The sequence below is a fragment of the Patescibacteria group bacterium genome (assembly GCA_041665345.1).
Classification (GTDB): domain Bacteria; phylum Patescibacteriota; class Patescibacteriia; order PEXW01; family PEXW01; genus JBAYJA01.
In genome coordinates, this window is the sequence record JBAYJA010000001.1 from 129,216 (window position 1) to 146,893 (window position 17,678).

General features: G+C 51.1%; 21 protein-coding genes and 1 tRNA gene. 21 read left to right on the top strand and 1 reads right to left on the bottom strand.

The features are described 5' to 3' along the window. The first annotated feature begins 18 nt into the window (after window positions 1–18). The 3 genes from WCV85_00630 to WCV85_00640 all read left to right on the top strand — a co-directional run bounded on the left by WCV85_00630 (window position 19) and on the right by WCV85_00640 (window position 1,720). The gene (locus tag WCV85_00630; GenBank protein ID MFA6473360.1) at window positions 19–507 is read left to right on the top strand and encodes a DUF5680 domain-containing protein; all 489 of its coding nucleotides are present in this window, start codon (window positions 19–21) and stop codon (window positions 505–507) included. A 56-nt stretch (window positions 508–563) separates the two neighbouring features. Further along, window positions 564–1,130: a DNA-3-methyladenine glycosylase I gene (locus WCV85_00635; GenBank protein ID MFA6473361.1), complete on the top strand. Its 567-nt coding sequence runs from the start codon at window positions 564–566 to the stop codon at window positions 1,128–1,130. 68 nt (window positions 1,131–1,198) lie between these two features. Then, the gene (locus WCV85_00640) at window positions 1,199–1,720 is read left to right on the top strand and encodes an NUDIX domain-containing protein (protein ID MFA6473362.1); all 522 of its coding nucleotides are present in this window, start codon (window positions 1,199–1,201) and stop codon (window positions 1,718–1,720) included. 132 nt (window positions 1,721–1,852) lie between these two features. On the opposite strand, the gene WCV85_00645 is transcribed toward WCV85_00640, so the two are convergent. Beyond that, complete coding sequence (locus WCV85_00645) at window positions 1,853–2,089, bottom strand: hypothetical protein (protein MFA6473363.1); 237 nt, start codon at window positions 2,087–2,089, stop codon at window positions 1,853–1,855. Between the two features lie 105 nt (window positions 2,090–2,194). On the opposite strand from WCV85_00645, the gene WCV85_00650 reads away from it, so the two are divergent. From WCV85_00650 to WCV85_00735, 18 genes are all read left to right on the top strand, one after another. Next, window positions 2,195–2,455, top strand: a complete 261-nt coding sequence (locus WCV85_00650; protein ID MFA6473364.1) for a hypothetical protein — start codon at window positions 2,195–2,197, stop codon at window positions 2,453–2,455. 177 nt (window positions 2,456–2,632) lie between these two features. After that, on the top strand, window positions 2,633–3,040 hold the full coding sequence (locus WCV85_00655) for a DUF1761 domain-containing protein (GenBank protein MFA6473365.1): 408 nt from the start codon (window positions 2,633–2,635) through the stop codon (window positions 3,038–3,040). 311 nt (window positions 3,041–3,351) lie between these two features. Continuing rightward, window positions 3,352–3,990 carry a DedA family protein gene (locus WCV85_00660; GenBank protein ID MFA6473366.1) on the top strand — a complete coding sequence of 213 codons (639 nt, stop codon included), beginning with the start codon at window positions 3,352–3,354 and terminating at the stop codon, window positions 3,988–3,990. Window positions 3,991–4,051: 61 nt separating this feature from the next. Then, entirely contained in the window at window positions 4,052–5,767 is a 1,716-nt protein-coding gene (locus WCV85_00665) for an endo-1,4-beta-xylanase (protein MFA6473367.1), read from the top strand. 80 nt (window positions 5,768–5,847) lie between these two features. Then, window positions 5,848–7,626, top strand: coding sequence for a DNA primase (gene dnaG, locus WCV85_00670; GenBank protein MFA6473368.1), 1,779 nt, complete (start codon window positions 5,848–5,850; stop codon window positions 7,624–7,626). A gap of 36 nt (window positions 7,627–7,662) precedes the next feature. Further along, entirely contained in the window at window positions 7,663–8,898 is a 1,236-nt protein-coding gene (gene rpoD / locus WCV85_00675; GenBank protein MFA6473369.1) for an RNA polymerase sigma factor RpoD, read from the top strand. Between the two features lie 154 nt (window positions 8,899–9,052). Beyond that, window positions 9,053–9,127: transfer RNA gene (locus WCV85_00680), tRNA-Asn, on the top strand. A gap of 39 nt (window positions 9,128–9,166) precedes the next feature. After that, window positions 9,167–9,661: a nucleoside deaminase gene (locus tag WCV85_00685; GenBank protein ID MFA6473370.1), complete on the top strand. Its 495-nt coding sequence runs from the start codon at window positions 9,167–9,169 to the stop codon at window positions 9,659–9,661. A gap of 171 nt (window positions 9,662–9,832) precedes the next feature. Further along, entirely contained in the window at window positions 9,833–10,273 is a 441-nt protein-coding gene (locus tag WCV85_00690) for a hypothetical protein (GenBank protein MFA6473371.1), read from the top strand. A 275-nt stretch (window positions 10,274–10,548) separates the two neighbouring features. Beyond that, window positions 10,549–11,562, top strand: coding sequence for a pyruvate kinase (gene pyk / locus WCV85_00695; GenBank protein ID MFA6473372.1), 1,014 nt, complete (start codon window positions 10,549–10,551; stop codon window positions 11,560–11,562). A gap of 107 nt (window positions 11,563–11,669) precedes the next feature. Beyond that, window positions 11,670–11,846 (top strand): hypothetical protein, encoded by a 177-nt coding sequence (locus tag WCV85_00700; GenBank protein ID MFA6473373.1) that lies wholly within the window; start codon window positions 11,670–11,672, stop codon window positions 11,844–11,846. Window positions 11,847–11,949: 103 nt separating this feature from the next. Next, window positions 11,950–12,114, top strand: coding sequence for a hypothetical protein (locus tag WCV85_00705; GenBank protein MFA6473374.1), 165 nt, complete (start codon window positions 11,950–11,952; stop codon window positions 12,112–12,114). A 193-nt stretch (window positions 12,115–12,307) separates the two neighbouring features. Next, window positions 12,308–12,712 carry a DUF4342 domain-containing protein gene (locus WCV85_00710; protein ID MFA6473375.1) on the top strand — a complete coding sequence of 135 codons (405 nt, stop codon included), beginning with the start codon at window positions 12,308–12,310 and terminating at the stop codon, window positions 12,710–12,712. A gap of 118 nt (window positions 12,713–12,830) precedes the next feature. After that, complete coding sequence (locus tag WCV85_00715) at window positions 12,831–13,892, top strand: ADP-ribosylglycohydrolase family protein (protein ID MFA6473376.1); 1,062 nt, start codon at window positions 12,831–12,833, stop codon at window positions 13,890–13,892. Window positions 13,893–14,225: 333 nt separating this feature from the next. Next, the gene (locus WCV85_00720; GenBank protein MFA6473377.1) at window positions 14,226–14,930 is read left to right on the top strand and encodes a hypothetical protein; all 705 of its coding nucleotides are present in this window, start codon (window positions 14,226–14,228) and stop codon (window positions 14,928–14,930) included. A 260-nt stretch (window positions 14,931–15,190) separates the two neighbouring features. After that, complete coding sequence (locus WCV85_00725; GenBank protein MFA6473378.1) at window positions 15,191–15,517, top strand: hypothetical protein; 327 nt, start codon at window positions 15,191–15,193, stop codon at window positions 15,515–15,517. Between the two features lie 232 nt (window positions 15,518–15,749). Further along, window positions 15,750–16,424, top strand: a complete 675-nt coding sequence (locus tag WCV85_00730) for an NUDIX domain-containing protein (GenBank protein MFA6473379.1) — start codon at window positions 15,750–15,752, stop codon at window positions 16,422–16,424. 377 nt (window positions 16,425–16,801) lie between these two features. Beyond that, on the top strand, window positions 16,802–17,659 hold the full coding sequence (locus WCV85_00735) for a hypothetical protein (protein ID MFA6473380.1): 858 nt from the start codon (window positions 16,802–16,804) through the stop codon (window positions 17,657–17,659). Window positions 17,660–17,678 lie beyond the last annotated feature (19 nt).

Here is a 17,678-nt window from a genome sequence, read left to right on the forward strand (position 1 = left end):
CGAATAGTAGGAGAAAATATGAAACCAACAATCGATGAAGTAAAAAAATTTTTCTTTGAAGCAAAGCTCCACGGTTGGGCAGCGGATGTTCCGTCGAGTTCTGTTCCGGGAAAGCCTGGGTACAAGCGAATAACATTCAAACGGGGCAGGTTCCTGTTGGTGGACGAGTGGTGTACGACTGGCCACAGCAGGATGAGCGCAGGAACGTCAACAATTTTCTGCGATAAGGAACCTGTATGGTTCATGTCGTATACCGGCTTCTACGAAAAAGTCGCCATACCCTTCCTCAAGCTCGCCCTCCTGCGGTCGTATCAGGCCAGAGAATTCAACGGAGGTCGTGGACCCAACGACTTCGAACAAAAGGGCATGGTCTATAGCAACGAGGTAGATCTGGATGATTTCGAAAACTTCCAAGGTTGCGAGTCAGTCACCCGAAAAGGCCGCGGCCAAAAATTGCTAGGAGAGCATCATTACTACGGGGTAAGTTTACTCCGTGAATCTGATTAAGAGTTTCCTATAGCTGCCGGATAACCTGGCAGCTATTTTTTCGCTATACTTGATGTATGACCAACTGCACCTGGCCAGGCGAAGATTCACTGATGATTGCGTACCACAACAAAGAGTGGGGTGTGCCGTTGTGGAATGAGCGGAAGCTGTTTGAGTTCATGGTATTGGATGCCTTCCAGGCTGGTTTGAGTTGGCGGACCGTGCTGCACAAACGGAAGAACTTTGCACGGGCTTTTGATAACTTTGATCCAAAGAAAATCGCGAAGTACGCCCCGGCGAAAATCAACAAGCTCTTGAAAGACGTGGGGATTATCCGGAATCGTGCAAAGGTCAACGGTACAGTAAAAAACGCAAAGGCATTTCTGGCACTGGAAAGAGCGCAGGGGAGTGTGGCGGAGTATTTATGGCAATTTACCGGCGGAAAACCGAAAGTGAATCATTGGAAAACCACCAAACAAATTCCAGCTCGGAGTAAAGAGTCTGATGCAATGAGCGAAGCTTTGAAGAAGGCGGGTTTCACTTTTGTTGGTTCAACTATTTGCTACGCGTTCATGCAGGCTGCCGGGATGGTGAATGATCACCTGGTGGAGTGTCCACGGTGGAGGGAAGTAAAAAAATTGTGATCTTCGCATCTGTCTTGTGCCAATAAGATTGGCCTGCTAAGGTGGTGAAAACGTAGGAGAAAAAATGTATGTCTGAAAAAATATTATTGAAAGCCACGCTGGTGTTCCCTGTTCGAGACGACCAAGTTTTACTGGCGAAAAAGGTACGGAAAATTGGTGCCGGCTGCTTGAACGGTTATGGTGGCGGGGTGGAACCGGGTGACGCAACGCTCATTGATGCGGCTTTGCGGGAATTTACTCAAGAAACAGGCGGGCTTATGGCCAAGGCTGCGGATCTAGTCAAAGTAGCTGTGGTCGATTTTCACAATCGAACCGTTGAGGGAATTCGTTTCACGTGTCGTGTTCACGTCTATCTCCTCTACGGCTTGCAAGGTCAGGCAAAGACTACTGAGGAAATGGCTGACCCAGCCTGGTTTTCTAAAAATGCCTTGCCGTTAGGTAAGCTTATGCCCGCCGATCCTTACTGGTTGCCCCGAATACTAGCCGGGGAATTCCTCTACGTAAAGGCTTGGTATGGGCCGGCGCAAAAGACTTTGGAAAAAGCAGTACAAGTCACTCCCGTGACGCCCAACGAACTTGACCGTCTGTAGGCTTCCAAGCTTGCCGACGGTTTTTATCAACCCGACTTTTTACAAACCACGGGCAGGGAGAGTAATCTGCCGTAGAATGTTTAGGTGAGGGAAAGTACAGAAAAAAACGACCCGTGGGGGTCGTTATCATCTTCAGTCAAGTACAAGTTGCTGACTCCCATCGATGGCTCCTTCTGTCTCCGAGAGTTTTTTGATCTTCACCTGAGCGCGCATGCGAGCTTCGGCTTCGCTCACCGCATTCTCTATGGTGAAGGTAAAGAGTGGCCCCATGACCTGCTTGCGGTAGGAGAATGTGTAATCTCCAATCCGTGTGGTATGTACGTTGGGGCGGGGCGTCATTGCTGCGAAAAGAATTTTCAAAATGTTCATCTTGTCTCCTCTATTTTTTTCTATTTTGATTCAACACTATAGCGTACGGTAGTCCATTTGTCAATAGTTGGTAAGGTGGATACTTGATCATGGTACACTCTACGCATGCAGCGTGTATGGTTCAAAGCGAAGGAGTACGGCTACGGTTGGTACCCGGCGACCTGGCAAGGGTGGCTCATTTTACTCAGCTACCTGGCTGTCGTTCTTGGTGTGACCTTCCTCATTTTCGATTTTCGGTCAGACCAAGCAACCCTTGGTCAGATTCTGTGGTTCGTTGGCATTACTTTTGTGGCGACAATTTTGCTGATTGTGATTTGTTGGAAGACGGGGGAGAAGGCCGGGTGGAGATGGGGGAAGAAGAGATAGAAGTTTTCGTTGTTGGTAAAGGTATGGGTTGAGGGAATAGATAAAAGACTCTTTCTGTCCTCTACCTCTAACTGCTCACCATACCTCCATCAAAACCCAAACCTTCTATCGCAGTTTTGCATCTTCCCCTAGAACAGTAGTAGAATAGAAACATCTTTCCCTTAACCCCGTGCGCCTATGCCAGACGTCACTATCAACTACGTCGCCGTGCTCGTGTCCGGTCTCATTGCCATGGTTTTGGGCGGTTTGTGGTACTCACCTGTGCTGTTTGGAAAAGTCTGGGCGCGCATTGCAAATATTGATGAAGCCGCGGCCAAGAAAGAGGCGCCCCTGGCCTACGTGAAAATGTTCATCTTGGCACTCATTTCCGCTTGGGTGCTGGCGCACTTCGTGGACTACACGCAGTCTACCACCTTCATGAATGGTGCCCTCACGGGTTTCTGGGTGTGGTTGGGCTTTGTGGCTACCGTCACCATGTCCGGGGTTATTTTTGAAAAGCGACCCTCCAAACTGTGGTTTTTGAACAACGGTTACCAGCTCATCCTCCTGGTCATTACAGGCGGGGTGTTGGCCATTTGGTCCTAAGTTTTCATAGGTAAGGAAAAAGCGGCGTCTTCGGACGTCGTTTTTTTGCTCTTCCCCGGGGTCCCCATGAATGTGGCGCGGACCCTGAGTGAGCCCCGCAATCCTGCGGGATAAACTCCACGAATCGAAGGGGAGCACGCGTTCATGGGGTCAAGCGAGCCTGCCCCGTACCGGACCCCGAGCGGAGTCGAGGGGGACTGGTGCGGGGGCTTCGAACGGCCTCCGGCCCGGAGGGAACCCGTAGTGGAGCCGCGAATGCGGGTACACGGAGGGTGGAGTTCGAAATGAGCGTCTGCTACACTAACCAAGCTATGGGAATCACCGATGCTATTGTCCATCTTGCGACCGACATTATCCAGCGCGCAGGCTATGCCGGTATTGGTTTTCTGATGGCCTTGGAGAGCATGATTTTTCCCGTGCCCAGCGAGGCGGTTATGCCCTTTGCGGGTTTTGCCTGGGCAGATGGTACCTTGCGCTGGTTTGGGATTTTTCTGGCCAGTACTATTGGTAGCTTGGTTGGTTCCTGGATTTCCTACGCCATTGGTCGGTACGGTGGCCGGCCGTTCATTCGGAAGTTCGGGAAGTACTTTTTGCTCAACGAGCAACACCTGGACCAGACCGAAGCTTTTTTCCAACGCTGGGGCGAAAAGGCAATTTTCGTTTGCCGGTTCATTCCAGTGGTGCGGCACTTCATTTCCATCCCGGCGGGTGCGGGCAAAATGCACTTGGGGAAGTTTACCCTGTACACGCTCTTTGGCGCAGCAATCTGGAACATGTTCCTCACCTACCTGGGCTTCCGGTTGGGGAGTGACTGGGAGAAGATTCAGAAGTACAGCCACGTCCTTGATATTGTGGTGATCGCGGTGATCATTTTGGGGATTGTGTACTTGGTGTACCGGAAAATGCGGAAAGGACGGAATGTCACTTCTCTCACGAAGAGCGATGGCTAAAGCACGGCACAACTTGGTAAGATTTTTTACAGGGTGTTTGTGCCTATGTAGCTGCTTTGGTTTGAACGGCGCTGTGGATGCATTGGCAGCTGCCGAAGATATTTTGGGAGTGAATGTGCATGCGGTCCAGCGGTACGCCCCAGGTGAATATTCCACCTTGGGTGATCATTTACAAGCTGATGCAATGCATTGGGCACGAGAAGAATTCTACTGGGATCGGATTGAACCCGCTGCCGGGAATTTCCAATGGGCTGGGTATGATGAGGTGGTTGCACTGTACCAGGCCAAAGGAGTCTCAGTTTTGGGATTACTGGCGTACAGCAGTCAATGGGCATCCAGTTGGGCCGGCGCGCAAACCGCAGATGATCATGTTTTTAGTTCGCCAGACCTCACCGCCTGGGCGACGTACGTTCGTACTGTCGTGAGCAGGTATAAAGGAACGGTGCATGCCTGGGAAATTTGGAACGAACCAGATGCCGCACATTTTCTCCGACCTTCACCTGGGGCAGCGGCCTACTTGCCAGTGCTCAAAGCCGCGTATGCTGCGATTAAAGAAGTTGACCCCACGGCAACCGTTGTGACTGGGGGTACTGCTGGAGTCAATTACAGCTTTGCCAAAATGCTCTACACCCAGGGCGGGAAAGGATACTTTGACGCGATTGGTGTGCATGCCTACAGAACTTTAGGGAGTGACTTCCGAAGCGCGCCAGAAGTGAGCCAGTTTGGATTGCACTGTCTTGACGTGGATTTGGCCGCGCTAAACGCAGTGCTTGCGAAGTACGATGCAGGTCGCCCGGTGTGGATTACCGAATTTGGGTGGCCAACGCATGCGGCTGGGGTAACGCCAGCTCAGCAAGCTGCCTACCTCCAACGCGCTGTACTCATTGCGCGGAGCCAGGGTGTCGCCAAGTTTTTCTGGTATGACTATCGGGATGATGCGTCGGGGAGCGAGCAGGAGAAAAGCTTTGGTTTGTACCAGCGGGATTGGACACCAAAGCCAGCTCTGACGGCGTACCAAGAAATCCAACGACTCCTTGGCAACGCGACGTTTTCGTACTGGGAGCCAGTGCTGAGTGAGCGCGTGGAAGATTTTCGTAACGCCAAAGGATGGTACGTTGATGCTTGGCTGCAGGGTACGCTCCGTTCACATGTGCCGGCGCGGGTTATTAAAAATCCTGCATACCCGGGCGGGTCGCGAACAGTCCTGCGTTACGATTTCCGCAACGCCAAGGGTTCAACTTTTGCAAACCTGGTTGGCTCCTTCCCAAAAACGTACACCGATATGTTTGAATTGTGGTACCTGGGGGATGGGAGTATGCATGACCTGCGGTTCCGGGTGATTGATGCCCAGGGCGAAACTTTTCAGTTTACCGTGGGTCCGGTGGGCAGTGGCTGGCAGCGAGTGCTGGTAGACATTCGAACTGGCGTGCAGCGCGCTACCTCCTGGGGGAGCAAGAAGGATGGAAAAATTCAACAGCCCGTTAGCATTGGAAGCATCCTGTTGGAAAATCGTTCGGGAGCAGTTTCTCAGTACGGTAGTATTGGCATTGGCCCTATTCGTCGTGTGACGCAACCCCTTGGCGTTTTTGCACGTTGGCGGGGACCAAGTGGAAATGTTTGGACGGTTTGGTCTGATAGCCGAGGCCGGTTAGCAAATGTACGGTCGCCCATTGCCCGGGCAATGACGTTCACGCAATCAGCAATTGTGCAGTCTTTAGCGCCAACAGCAGGAAAGCTCCAGCTTCCCTTTGGAGATCGGCCGCAATTCCTTCAGTAATCTAACCAGTTGACCGCTGCCCAAGTTTCCGTCAAGCTAGGAGCATTCCTGTACACCACACAGAAGACCCTATTCAACCCATGATATCCGTGTCCCCAATTGAAGAAATCAAAGCCCGCCTGGATATTGCCGAGGTTGTGGGTGAGTACGTCCCCCTGAAGCAAGCTGGGCCGGAGCGTTTGCGCGCGCGGTGCCCGTTCCACAGTGAACGGACGCCGAGTTTTATGGTCTCCCGGGACCGGCAGATTTACCACTGCTTTGGTTGCGGCGAAGGCGGGGACGTCATTAGCTTTGTGCAGAAAATGGAAGGTCTGGAATTTCCGGACGCACTCCGGCTCCTGGCGAAGAAGGCGAATGTGGAACTCCCCAGTTACGATCCAAAACTACAGAGCGAACGCGCTTCGATTCTTGAAGCCCTGCGTCTGGCTGGCTCCTTCTTCCACGAGTACTTGCTACACGCCAAGGCGGCAGAGCCTGCACGAACGTACCTGGTGGAAACCCGTGCGCTGACCGCAGATACCCTGGAGCAGTTTCAACTTGGGTACGCGCCAGATGCGTGGGATGGGTTGCTCAACGCGCTTCGGAAACGGAAGATCAGCGACGCGCATTTGGTGGCGGCTGGCTTGGCCGTGCGCCGGGAAAAGGGGAGTGGGATGTACGACCGGTTCCGCAACCGGATTATGTTTCCTATTCGTGATGCGCATGGCACGATTATTGGTTTTGGTGGGCGGGCAATGGATGCGAACGAACCAGCGAAGTACATCAACACGCCGCAGACCATGGTGTACAACAAGAGTGCCGTACTCTACGGTTTGGACCAAGCCAAAGCTGCCATTCGGCAGGAAAAAGTTGCGGTCGTTGTGGAAGGGTACATGGACTGCATTGCCTCGCACCAAGCTGGGGTGAAGCACGTCGTGGCTTCTTCTGGTACGGCGCTCACGGACGGGCAGGTGCACTTGCTCAAGCGTTTTGCTCCGGCAGTCGCGCTGAGCTTTGACATGGACCCGGCTGGCGAGACGGCGGCCAAGCGCGGGGTGGCGGTAGCCTGGCGGGAAGGTTTGGATGTCCAAGTGGTGTCTCTGCCCTTTGGGAAAGACCCGGATGAGTGCATTCGCAAAGACCCCAAAGCTTGGGCTGAAGCCATTGCCCAACGGCAGCCGATTCTGGATTTCTACTTCAGCCGAACCCTGAACCAGCGTGATCCAGAGAAGGTGGAGGACAAGAAAGCCGCGGCAAAAATTCTCCTTCCCGTGCTCACCATGGTTGCCGATCCAATTGAGCAAACCCACTACCTGCAGAAGTTGGGTCAGTGGCTCCAAGTTGATGAGCAGATTCTCCGACGCAAACTTGCGTCCAGCACACCGGGTCAGCATTCGGCACCTGCCACTGCCACGCCAGCCCCAGTGATGGACCGAACCGAGCGCATTTGTCAGCAAATTCTTGGCCTACTACAGCTGGAACCAGATGCGATTCCCAGCATTGCCAAAGACCTCCCAGCTGAAGCCTTCCCACCTGGGGTTTGGCGAGACCTTTACAAATTTTTCCTGAATCAGTATAGTTCAGAGCACAATCCGTCGCCTGCAACCTGGGCTCAGGCTGCGGGTGAGCGTGATGCGAGTCTGGCTGACGCCCTGGCCGTGGCAAACCTTGCGGTCACGTCCTTTACCCGTGCCTCGTCCGTGGAACGGCACCGGGAAATTGAGGCCGCCGTGCGTGCGTTGCTCCGCGTCTGGGTGGATCAGGAAATGGCAAAAATCACCCCTGCGCTCCACGCCGCTGAAGCCCGGCATGATACCGCGGTCATGCAAGAGCTCACCACCCAGTTTACCGCCCTCACCCAGCAACTTCGTCGTCTCTAGCCACGCCAAGTCTCTTGGTGTGTAGATCTCCTCTTTATGCCCAAAAAGCATCCAGTGAAAAAACGCCAGGCGGTCGCCAAGCACAAGCGGGTGGTGAAGCATGCAGGAAAGAAGAAGCCAGTGCGGAAGGTTGCTCCCAAAACCCACGTCCGTGCGGTTGCTGTGCCTAAGCGTCTTTTCCCTGCTGACCAAGCCGACGGTCTTTTGAAGAGGGCAAAGCAGCGCGGTTTCCTTACCGAAGGGGAAATTCTCTACACGTTCCCCGACATTGAAGAGTACCTGCCAGACGTCGAAGAGTTCATTGCTACGCTGGAGAGCCTGGGGCTGCGCACGGTGGAGAATACGAACATTCTGGGAGATCTGGATTTGCAAGCCCCGCCGCCAACCAAGGGGAAGAAGGTGAAAGCTGCGCCCACGGCCGCGGAGAGTCGGTTAGATTTGTCAGACATTTCTGGCGACTCCATTCAGATGTACCTCCGAGAAATCGGGAAGGTGCCGCTGCTCCGGCCGGGTGAAGAAATAACCCTGGCCAAGCGGAAGGAAGCCGGGGAAGTGGAAGCCGAGAAGAAGCTAGTGGAAGCCAACCTCCGCCTCGTGGTTTCCATTGCCAAGAAGTTCACCGGTCGCTCCCTGTCCCTTCTCGACCTCATCCAGGAAGGGAACATTGGTTTGTTCCGCGCCGTGGAAAAGTTTGACTACCGGAAGGGTTACAAGTTTTCCACGTACGCCACCTGGTGGATTCGTCAGGCCATCACCCGCGCTTTGGCTGATCAATCCCGCACCATCCGCATCCCCGTGCACATGGTGGAGACTATCAACAAGTTCCAGCAGATCGAGCGTCAGCTCATCCAAGACTTGGGCCGCGAGCCCCTGCCTGAAGAAATTGCCGCGGAAATGGGCGAGCCCATTGAGAAGATTCATCACATCATTAAAATCTCCCAGGAGACGGTGTCCTTGGAAACGTCCGTGGGCGAAGATGATGAAGACTCTACCTTGGGTGACTTCATTGAAGACCAGAAGACCATTAGCCCCGACCGCGCCGCGGCCATGCAGATCCTGCGGGATCATGTCAGGGATATTCTGGACACCCTCAGCCCCCGCGAGCAGAAGATTTTGGAAATGCGCTTTGGTCTCAATGACGGCGTGGCGCACACCCTGGAAGAAGTCGGTCAGGAATTCGGCGTGACGCGTGAGCGTATTCGGCAAATTGAAGCCAAAGCCCTGGAGCGCATCAAAGACCACGAGGTGATGAAGAAGCTGAAGGATTACTAAAGTTACGAATAGGGTTACGAATTACGAAAAGATACTACGAAAATACGAATGTACGAATGGGTAGGGGAAGGAAAATACGGTAGGCAAGATAGTACAACTTCTCCCTCGCCCTCTGAGGGAGAGGGATCAAGGGAGAGGGTCGAGGGTTGATGATTCCCAGGTAGCTCAGTGGTAGAGCGATCGGCTGTTAACCGATTGGTCGTCGGTTCGAATCCGACCCTGGGAGCCACCAGCCCTTTTGTTCGATTATTTTCCATTACTTTCTGTTATGGATACAAGCCCTGAAGAGACATTCATGAATCTAGCCATTCAGGAAGCACAGATTGCCAAAGCTGGTGGTGATTTTCCTTTTGGTGCAGTGATTACACACCATGGGAAAGTTATAGCAAGTGGTCATGCAGAAAATAATGCAAAAGGTGACGCGACTGCGCATGCGGAAATGCAGGCACTTCGAAAAGCTTGCACATTGTTGGGAACACATAATTTACGTGATTGTACTATCTATTCAACTCATGAGCCTTGTATCATGTGTGCTGCGGCAATTTTTCAAGCAAAAATCCCGAAAGTTTTTTTCGGTGCTACAAGAGAGGATTTACCTTGGCTCATGCGAGCCCGCAAGGTTCGAATCGACGATCTAGCGAAGGATTCAAATTTTTCAATCCAAATTGTTCAAGGAATCCTTAAAGATAAAGTTTTAGAATTATTTGTAGATTTAGAAGCAAAGTTCAGTTCGAATCAAGAGCGACTTCAGAAATTGAAGTAGATACTGATCGTCCCGCCACGGCGGGACCCTGGGAGCTATCAGTCCTTTTTCCATAGTCTGCGTTTGCAGGGTTGTAACCGGATTGGAACGTCGTTGGTTGCTTTTTTGGATGTTGCAACGAGAATATTATTGGAGTAAGCTAATGAATGCTCGATCTAGAAACAATTTTTTATGGAAGCAAATAATTTTGAGAAACGAGAGTCACCTGTTTCTTCAATGAAAGCAAAAGAGTACTACCTCGCAGACGCAGAGCATGTAGATCGGAGTAAATTTAGAATGGACATTCTACGGTGCGCCCGTGAGCAGGGAGTTCCTGTTTCAACAGTTCTCGCAAGTTTTTTTGAAAATGGGCAGTTTACCAAAAAGGAAATGGGTACGTTTGCTTTAAATACTTCCTCTAGCGGGAATCTTGTGGAAGGGGCTGTGGCGCTGATGCACGCGCTTGGTGTCACGGAGGAAACCGCAGAAACGATGCGTATTTTGGAGGACTACATTGGGGTTAGCGAAACTGACCCACAAACCTGGGGCGCGTCGTGGGTAATTGATAGTGCAATGAATTGGCCACCAGGGACAAGTCTTGCTAGTTCACGAGCTCAGCTGGCAAAGCTGTAAGCGAACGTCAATATTTTTGAATTTTAGCGTATACCCTTATCTGAAAAGGAGGGTTATCGGTTTGCCCGAGCCAGCATCTGTGCTCAAATGGAGAATCTCGAAGCGAAGCGAGATTCTGCTGAATGGCGGGACGGGCTTCTTCCAGGCCAGAGGTCGGAGCTAAAATGTGAAACGTCATCGGTTGCTTTCTGCATCCCAAAAAAAATGGTGGTATCGACCAGTGTCGTTTTTTCTGCTACAGTGAATGACTCATTTCCCTTTCGATAACGTAAAGTATGCGTACCAAAATTATTGCCACCCTGGGTCCAAAATCGGAGAGTCCGGAAGTCATTGCGCAGCTGGTGAAAGCTGGCATGGACATTGCCCGGATGAACTTTAGCCACTGCACGTACGATGAGTACCTGGCGCGGACCAAGCACTTACGTGCTATCCAAAAGGAAGTTGGCCGACCCATCAAGATTATGCAAGACCTCCGCGGTCCCCGGTTACGCGTGAGCAATGTACCCAAAGATGGTTTGGAGTTGACCCACGGCATGATGGTGACGTTTTCTACCAGCACCAAAGATACCAAGGCATTGCATGTCAGTGATCCACATTTGCACAAGGACATTTCGGTTGATGATCCACTTTTCCTGGTCAATGGCGCGGTTGAACTCACTGTACGGAAGGTGACCGGTACTACTATCCAGGCTGAGGTGATCCACGGGGGCCGGATTTTTGAGAACACTGCAGTCAACGTGCCCAACACTCGTCTCACCACAGCTGGGTTAACGGCGAAGGATAAAGAGGATGTCCGTTTTGCCTTGGAGCACGGTGTGGATTACATTGCACTTTCCTTTGTCCAATCCGCAAAGGATGTTGAGGATTTGCGGAAGTTGGTGGGCACAAAAGCCAAGATTATTGCCAAGATCGAACGCCGAGTTGCCTTGGCGGACATTGATAGCATTATTCAAGCCGCAGACGGCATTATGGTGGCGCGAGGAGATTTGGGTACAGAAATGCCGGTGGAAGAAGTTCCGTTCATCCAGAAGAATCTCATTCGCCATGCTGCCTGGCACCGGAAGCCCTGCATTGTCGCCACGCAAATGCTGTTCAGCATGGTGGACACGCCGCATCCCACGCGCGCCGAAGTGTCCGACATTGCCAATGCCGTGTGGGAAGCAGCCGATGCGGTCATGCTTTCTGACGAAACTGCTTCCGGTCTGTACCCAGTGCAGGCGCTGCAGACCATGGCCAAAGTGGTGAAGCGTGCAGAGCACTTCCGCTACCAGACCGAGAATTTGCTGTAAGATCGGCTTTGAGGAAGCTCATTGGAGCACTTCGGTGTTTCTTTTTGTAAACCTCAATATTTGCTACCATTATCTCAACATAGAGAATCAGTAAAATTGGAGGAAACATGGTTTTGTACATTGCCTGTGGTCTGTGCCTCATTGGCCTGGGTATTCTCGCCTGGGGATATGCTAGTCTCCAGAAGAGTACATCTTTCAGAGAGTTCTTTCAGTCTCGGGCTGACAAGAAAATGATCTTTGGTGTCTGCATCGCGGTGGCTGGTTTACTTATCATGCCCCACTAGGAGGCGTAATCAGGAGCACTTCGGTGCTCCTTTTCTTATCCTTGACATTTGCCAAGCGTATGGTAGGGTATTTTGAAAGAATAAATATACAAAGGAGTTTGACATGCCACAGCATTGGACGACGGATATTAGCAAGCGCGCATTTTCCATCGCCTTCCAAGCCGCGGAAAAAGTTTGGAAGCAGACAGGAGATTTTGAGGCATACAATGAAAGCTTCGAACGCGAGTACCAAGAAGCTCTTTCCATGCTCGCCGGAGGTGGGCGGTAGCAGAGTGATCGTATTGCTTAGTAGATTTTTACCCTCGTGAGGATGAGGCGGTCCATTTCAAGGAGGAGTTTCATGCATTTCTGGAAGGCATATACTCCTAAGCGCTTTGGTTTGTAAACGTTCATTGGAGCACTTCGGTGCTCCTTTTTCTATTCTTGACATTTGTTCCAAGAGGTGGTAGGTTCTGACCAACATGTCCCTCGATTGGGAAATGCAACACAAACAATCAAGCCAGGAGGAAAAATTGGCAAAACAGGCAAAACCGATCTTCGAATTTACCGGCGAGCAGCTGTGCAATGTCATCGACAAGGGGCTCGGAGAACTTGGTGACAAAATTGTCGAACTGGTCAAAAAAGGCAGCGCGATTCGCGTTCGTCTCATCGCACCAGACGGTGATCAGAAATTTGAAACCACGCTGACCCTCGGGCTGGTATGGATTCTTCCAGGATTGCTTTTCGCCTCAATTTTTACGGCAATCGCGCTCATTGTCGCCTCAACAGCCATTGCCTTGAGCGAATACCGACTCGTCTTTGAGGAAATGGTGGATGTCCCAGACGAGAAACCTGCTGAACCGGCAAAAGAGCAGCCGACGGCGTAACGCCCAAACGCACATTTTTTTCAGGAGGTCAGTACTGACCTCCTTTTGTATTTGACAAAAGTTTGTTTCACCGTGAAGATACAAGACAAAGAAAACGCTTTTTGAAAAAGGAGAGTTTGTGAGTATCACGATGAAAGACCATTTGCAGGGAAGCTTGCTGGGGGTTCGCATTGGCGACGCACTGGGTATGCCGGTGGAAACCATGTCACCGGCAGAAATTTTAGCGGCTACGGATGGTAAAGGTGTAACGGGATTTTTAGATGCCATTCAGACAAAGTATCCCGATCAAGCTATGCTCAAAAAGGGTGATCCAACCGATGACTGGCAGTTTAATCGGATTGTCGCTAAGTCGCTGATTGCTTGTAGGGGTTACAACCAAGCAGATATGGCGCGTCGGCACGTGGCTGAAAAAGACGTGAATATGATCGGCTGGGGGAAAACCACACGGTCGGCCACCATGGAATTGGCAACCTATTTTGCCAGCGGAGGCCAGTATGGTCGAGATCCGAACAATTTGCCCGAAGCTAAACCCGATTTTGGTGGCGGGAACGGCGTGGGTATGAAAGTATTTTCACTTCCCTCGGCAATCCTCGCCGCGGAATATGGTGCCCAGTACCGTTACCCAGAGTACACGTTGTTCCGTTGGGTCGAGCAGCTGACCATGTTAACGCATAGTCATAGTGACGCATTTTTTACCGCGTACGCATTGGCGGTTGCGTTTGATGCTTGTGTTCGTGATGCAGTTTATACGTCATCGGATGCGCAACGGCTGCTCCAAAAAATCGATTTCGAACTTGCTAAAGTTGAAAATGCATCGCGCTATCGAGACGTAAGTGCAACACGCAAACAGATTGGCCGTCTGATGTATTGCATTGGTAACCCCGGTAAAGTCACTGAAAATTTCCCTCCATATGGGTTAGCGATTCAGTCTGTACCCTTTGCTTTAGGCATTTTTCTCACCTATCCTGGGGATGCGCGGAAAGCATTGTTGACCTGTGTAAATGCTGGGTACGATTGCGACACCACGGCAGCCATGTGCGGCAGCCTCCTTGGCGCGAATGGGGGAGTGGAGGCATTCCCGGCAGAGTGGCGGAACTTCCGACCCGACTTCCAGGAACCGCTGGAGTTGGGCGAAAGATTGTACCAAGCTTTTGCTCGGACGTCCCAACAAACCTCGTAATTTGAAACTCTTGCACTTTGCATTCCACCCCTTGGGAAACTGAGGGGTGGTTTTTTGTTTGGGCTTGACATTTCCTCCATTATTCGCTAGTGTATTCCTTCGTGTTTCTGTACACTGTTTGGAGGTAGCTGAAGGCTCTTTTCCAATTTGCAGCGTTGAACCCAGAGTTGTGGTGGCTGGTGCCAGCATGGCTCTGGGTTCAAGTAGGTCAGCCGTAGGAAGGAGGCTTGAGACATCGGCCATCGACTTTTTGCCGCCCAGAAACAAGAAGTTTCTATTTGGTTGAAGTCCTGCGTTGCGCAGGCAGAAATCCAAAACCGTTAGGAGTTTACAATGCAGCAATCAGTACTTGGGGGCTCAGTCTCTTTATCCGTGGTCGTCCATGGGAAAGAAGTTCGGGAGATTTTCCATGAGGAGAAAATGTTCATCGAGGCCCACCTCGGATCACGTTTTTCGCTTCGGATTAGCAATAATTCCCCGAAGCGCGTGCTCGCCGTTATCACAGTCGATGGCCTGTCCGTCATGGATGGGAAAGTCGGCAAATTTGACTCAAGCGGTTATGTGTTGAGTCCGTGGAGTAGTCACGACATCCCAGGTTGGCGTCTGAGTGATGCTGCCGTCGCGAAGTTCTTCTTCGGCACACTCGACCAGGCGTATGCCACCCAGATGGATGCACCCACGAACATCGGCGTTATCGGATGTGCAGTCTTCAACGAACCCGATAGAACGGCTTTCCGCCCACATGTCTTGTATAGCAAGGGACGGGATAGTGCACCTCAAACTTTCGGTGCCTTCAATTCTTCCCTTGAAGGTCAGGGTACGGGCGTTGGTTTTGGTGAAGAAGCCACACACCATGTCGGCCGGACAACGTTCAATAAACTTCTGGAGCCGTCAGCCATTTTCGCGATTTACTATGATACGCGGGAAAAACTGATTCAGAAGGGTGTGCCGGTGGACAAGCCGACTGTCGCCGTCGCTAACCCATTTCCGGGACAACCTGGATACTGTACTCCGCCGAAGAATTGGCCTCGCAGCTAGACTGAACTTCCACGCTGCAAATTATGTACTTTCAAGGAGTCGCTTCGGCGACTCCTTTTTTGTATGGCATCAAATTCAAAATCCCTGATCTTGACATTTTCCGCAACGTTTGCTATTGTTATTCGTCAAATATAAAAATCAATACTTACAGGAGGTCTATTGTGGCCGTACATTCATTAACAACAACCATACAGTTTGTCCAATGTGACTTTTGTGGAAGTGTGTACCACGACCACGAGAGCGCAAGAATCCATCATTGCATGGCAGGTGACCCACCGCTCCCAGAAAATTTTCATGAAGGGGATACGGTTGTGGCCAGGCTGAAGCTTGGTTCCGGCTTGGAACATGTAGGGTTTGAAAGAGGAGAATGTAAGATTCTGCGCTTTCAAAAGCCCAATGCGGCCTATCCGTGGCAGCCGAAGTTCAATTTCGGTGGACTTGAAAGTCCGCCTACGGTACCTCATGAATGGCTCGTGGTTGTCCAACCAATTGGGAAACCAAAAAAAGAAGGGGCACACTTCCTGAGCCAAGAAGTCATTCGGGTGAGCTGCTTAGAGTTGAAGCCCGACGATAAAAGTCACAAGTGAGTTTTGAACCTATCAAGGAGTCGTTTCGGCGACTCCTTTTTCTTACCGAAGAATTCGGTGCGTTACTAGTACCGCTCCTCAAACCCACACCCTCCATCCATACTCGCTTCCAGCCCTGAGTTTATCGAAGGGCCGCCACGCCCAAACCTTTACCTCTCCAACCCTGTGGATAACTTTGGGCTTGACGGCTTTTGTGAGCGGGTTTACTATGTGTATATCTTACACTAAGTATATGGCCAAGGTTGCTCGGAAGTACAAATTTGCAGTCATTGCCTCGGATGTCGTCATGCTGACCGTCCGCGATGGAAAGCTGGAAGTGCTTTGCATTCAGATGCAGAAAGCGCCGTTTATTGGGAAATGGGCCGTGCCGGGCGGGTTAGTGCAGCCAACGGAATCTGTGGACGAAGCCGCACACCGGATTTTGGCGGAAAAAGCCGGAATCCATGGGGTATACCTGGAGCAGCTGTACACCTTTGGCAAAGTGCGCCGGGATCCTTTTGGCCGCGTGGTTTCTGTGGCGTACTTCGCGCTGGTGCCCAGTGACGCACTCCGTCTGAAGACCACCAAGGAGTACAAGGATGTGCAGTGGTTTCCCGTGAAGAAACTGCCTGGCCTGGCTTACGATCACGCAGACATTGTAGCCACGGCTGTGCAGCGCCTGCAGGCCAAGCTGGGATACACCAACATTGTGTACAGTCTGCTGCCAAAAACCTTTACCCTTTCGGAACTGCAGGGTATGTACGAAACGATTTTGGGAAAAACACTGGACAAGCGAAATTTTCGGAAAAAAGTCATTGGTTTAAAGCTGGTGAAGCCGGCAGGGGAGCAGCGGAAAGGCCAGGCTAGCCGGCCAGCGGAGCTGTACCGTTTTGCCGCCACTGAACTGAAGAAAGTGGAGATTCTCTAGCAAAATTTTTTACCTTCATATAAGTGTAAATAATACACTAACTATATGAGCCTTCTCACCCAATTCTTTGATGTCAACGTTATTTTACAGACTTCGGGTCAATCATGAGGAGATCTTCCCTGAAGGTGCTTTCTTCGTAGGCCGCACTAAGGAGCGGAGGAAGCAGTTTGAAGGAAGTTCTGCTCAAAACCAGCAGATTAGCTTCCAAAATTGTAAAGCACTTTGACAATTCGAAACCACCATAGAGTATCAAGAATATGTTTTTTGTGGGCTTGACAAATTGTTGAAAGCCTGGTAGAGTGCTTTTTCTTAGAACTGAAGTACTGGAAGAGCTGGGGGCACTTTGAAAACCTAGAAATGAAACAATTATTAATGAGATGAATGTTTTTTTGGGAAAGGAGAGAATGATGATTGTGGAAGGCTTGTCAGGTCGCTACACACTAGGCACGCAAGTAGCAGAAACTGAGAAGTACCGGCTCTACCTTTGTAGAGAAGAAAGCACAGGCCAAGAGTGCTTGCTGCAGATAGCCACAGACAATCAGCATGATGGCACACTATGCCGTTCTGCTGTTCGGCTAGAAGTACTCAAACGTGCAGCCGATGCACTTGAAGCCGAGTATGAAAAGGTTCGTGAGAACCCTGAGATGCGGCTGAATTACGCCATTGGTTTCCCTGAGTTGATTGACAGTTTTCCTTGCATTCCGCAAGGTTCACGTCAGATCAATATCCTTGCATTTAGAAATGTTGAGGATGTGAGACACATGGTGCCGCTGTGTAATATTACTGTTCGGGATCACCTCCGGGTTGATTTTCGAACCAGTGCATGGATCATGGGGAAATTATTAAAGCTCCTGGTCTTTGCGCACAGTCAGGGCATTGCGGTTGGACGGCTGGATAGCGCGAACATTTTGATTGAGCCAAAGCAGCACTACGTGTTGTTCTTTGACTGGTCAGAAGCATTTGTCTATCCCGAAACTGTTCCGACGGAAATTGCCCGCCAGGAAATTGCCCAGGCCGCCAACGCGGTGATTACTGTTGTTGGAGGAAATCTGGAAACAAGAACTTTCCCGGACGACGGCGATACTGCGCAAGATCGCTACACGGATTTTTTGCTGCAGCTGGCTGACGGACGTCAGCGGGATGCACAGCAGGCGCACACGGAATTCTACAAGCTCGTTGATGAGCTCTGGAAACGTGAGTATTACGAATTCACCACGCTACCCGTACACACGTAAACACAGGAAGGAGTTTGAT

Coding starts and splice junctions, on each gene's coding strand:
- WCV85_00630 (MFA6473360.1), top strand. CDS start 19: ATGAAACCAACAATCGATGAAGTAAAAAAATTTTTCTTTGAAGCAAAG.
- WCV85_00635 (MFA6473361.1), top strand. CDS start 564: ATGACCAACTGCACCTGGCCAGGCGAAGATTCACTGATGATTGCGTAC.
- WCV85_00640 (MFA6473362.1), top strand. CDS start 1,199: ATGTCTGAAAAAATATTATTGAAAGCCACGCTGGTGTTCCCTGTTCGA.
- WCV85_00645 (MFA6473363.1), bottom strand. CDS start 2,089: ATGAACATTTTGAAAATTCTTTTCGCAGCAATGACGCCCCGCCCCAAC.
- WCV85_00650 (MFA6473364.1), top strand. CDS start 2,195: ATGCAGCGTGTATGGTTCAAAGCGAAGGAGTACGGCTACGGTTGGTAC.
- WCV85_00655 (MFA6473365.1), top strand. CDS start 2,633: ATGCCAGACGTCACTATCAACTACGTCGCCGTGCTCGTGTCCGGTCTC.
- WCV85_00660 (MFA6473366.1), top strand. CDS start 3,352: ATGGGAATCACCGATGCTATTGTCCATCTTGCGACCGACATTATCCAG.
- dnaG (MFA6473368.1), top strand. CDS start 5,848: ATGATATCCGTGTCCCCAATTGAAGAAATCAAAGCCCGCCTGGATATT.
- rpoD (MFA6473369.1), top strand. CDS start 7,663: ATGCCCAAAAAGCATCCAGTGAAAAAACGCCAGGCGGTCGCCAAGCAC.
- WCV85_00685 (MFA6473370.1), top strand. CDS start 9,167: ATGGATACAAGCCCTGAAGAGACATTCATGAATCTAGCCATTCAGGAA.
- WCV85_00690 (MFA6473371.1), top strand. CDS start 9,833: ATGGAAGCAAATAATTTTGAGAAACGAGAGTCACCTGTTTCTTCAATG.
- pyk (MFA6473372.1), top strand. CDS start 10,549: ATGCGTACCAAAATTATTGCCACCCTGGGTCCAAAATCGGAGAGTCCG.
- WCV85_00700 (MFA6473373.1), top strand. CDS start 11,670: ATGGTTTTGTACATTGCCTGTGGTCTGTGCCTCATTGGCCTGGGTATT.
- WCV85_00705 (MFA6473374.1), top strand. CDS start 11,950: ATGCCACAGCATTGGACGACGGATATTAGCAAGCGCGCATTTTCCATC.
- WCV85_00710 (MFA6473375.1), top strand. CDS start 12,308: ATGTCCCTCGATTGGGAAATGCAACACAAACAATCAAGCCAGGAGGAA.
- WCV85_00720 (MFA6473377.1), top strand. CDS start 14,226: ATGCAGCAATCAGTACTTGGGGGCTCAGTCTCTTTATCCGTGGTCGTC.
- WCV85_00725 (MFA6473378.1), top strand. CDS start 15,191: ATGGCAGGTGACCCACCGCTCCCAGAAAATTTTCATGAAGGGGATACG.
- WCV85_00730 (MFA6473379.1), top strand. CDS start 15,750: ATGGCCAAGGTTGCTCGGAAGTACAAATTTGCAGTCATTGCCTCGGAT.
- WCV85_00735 (MFA6473380.1), top strand. CDS start 16,802: ATGAATGTTTTTTTGGGAAAGGAGAGAATGATGATTGTGGAAGGCTTG.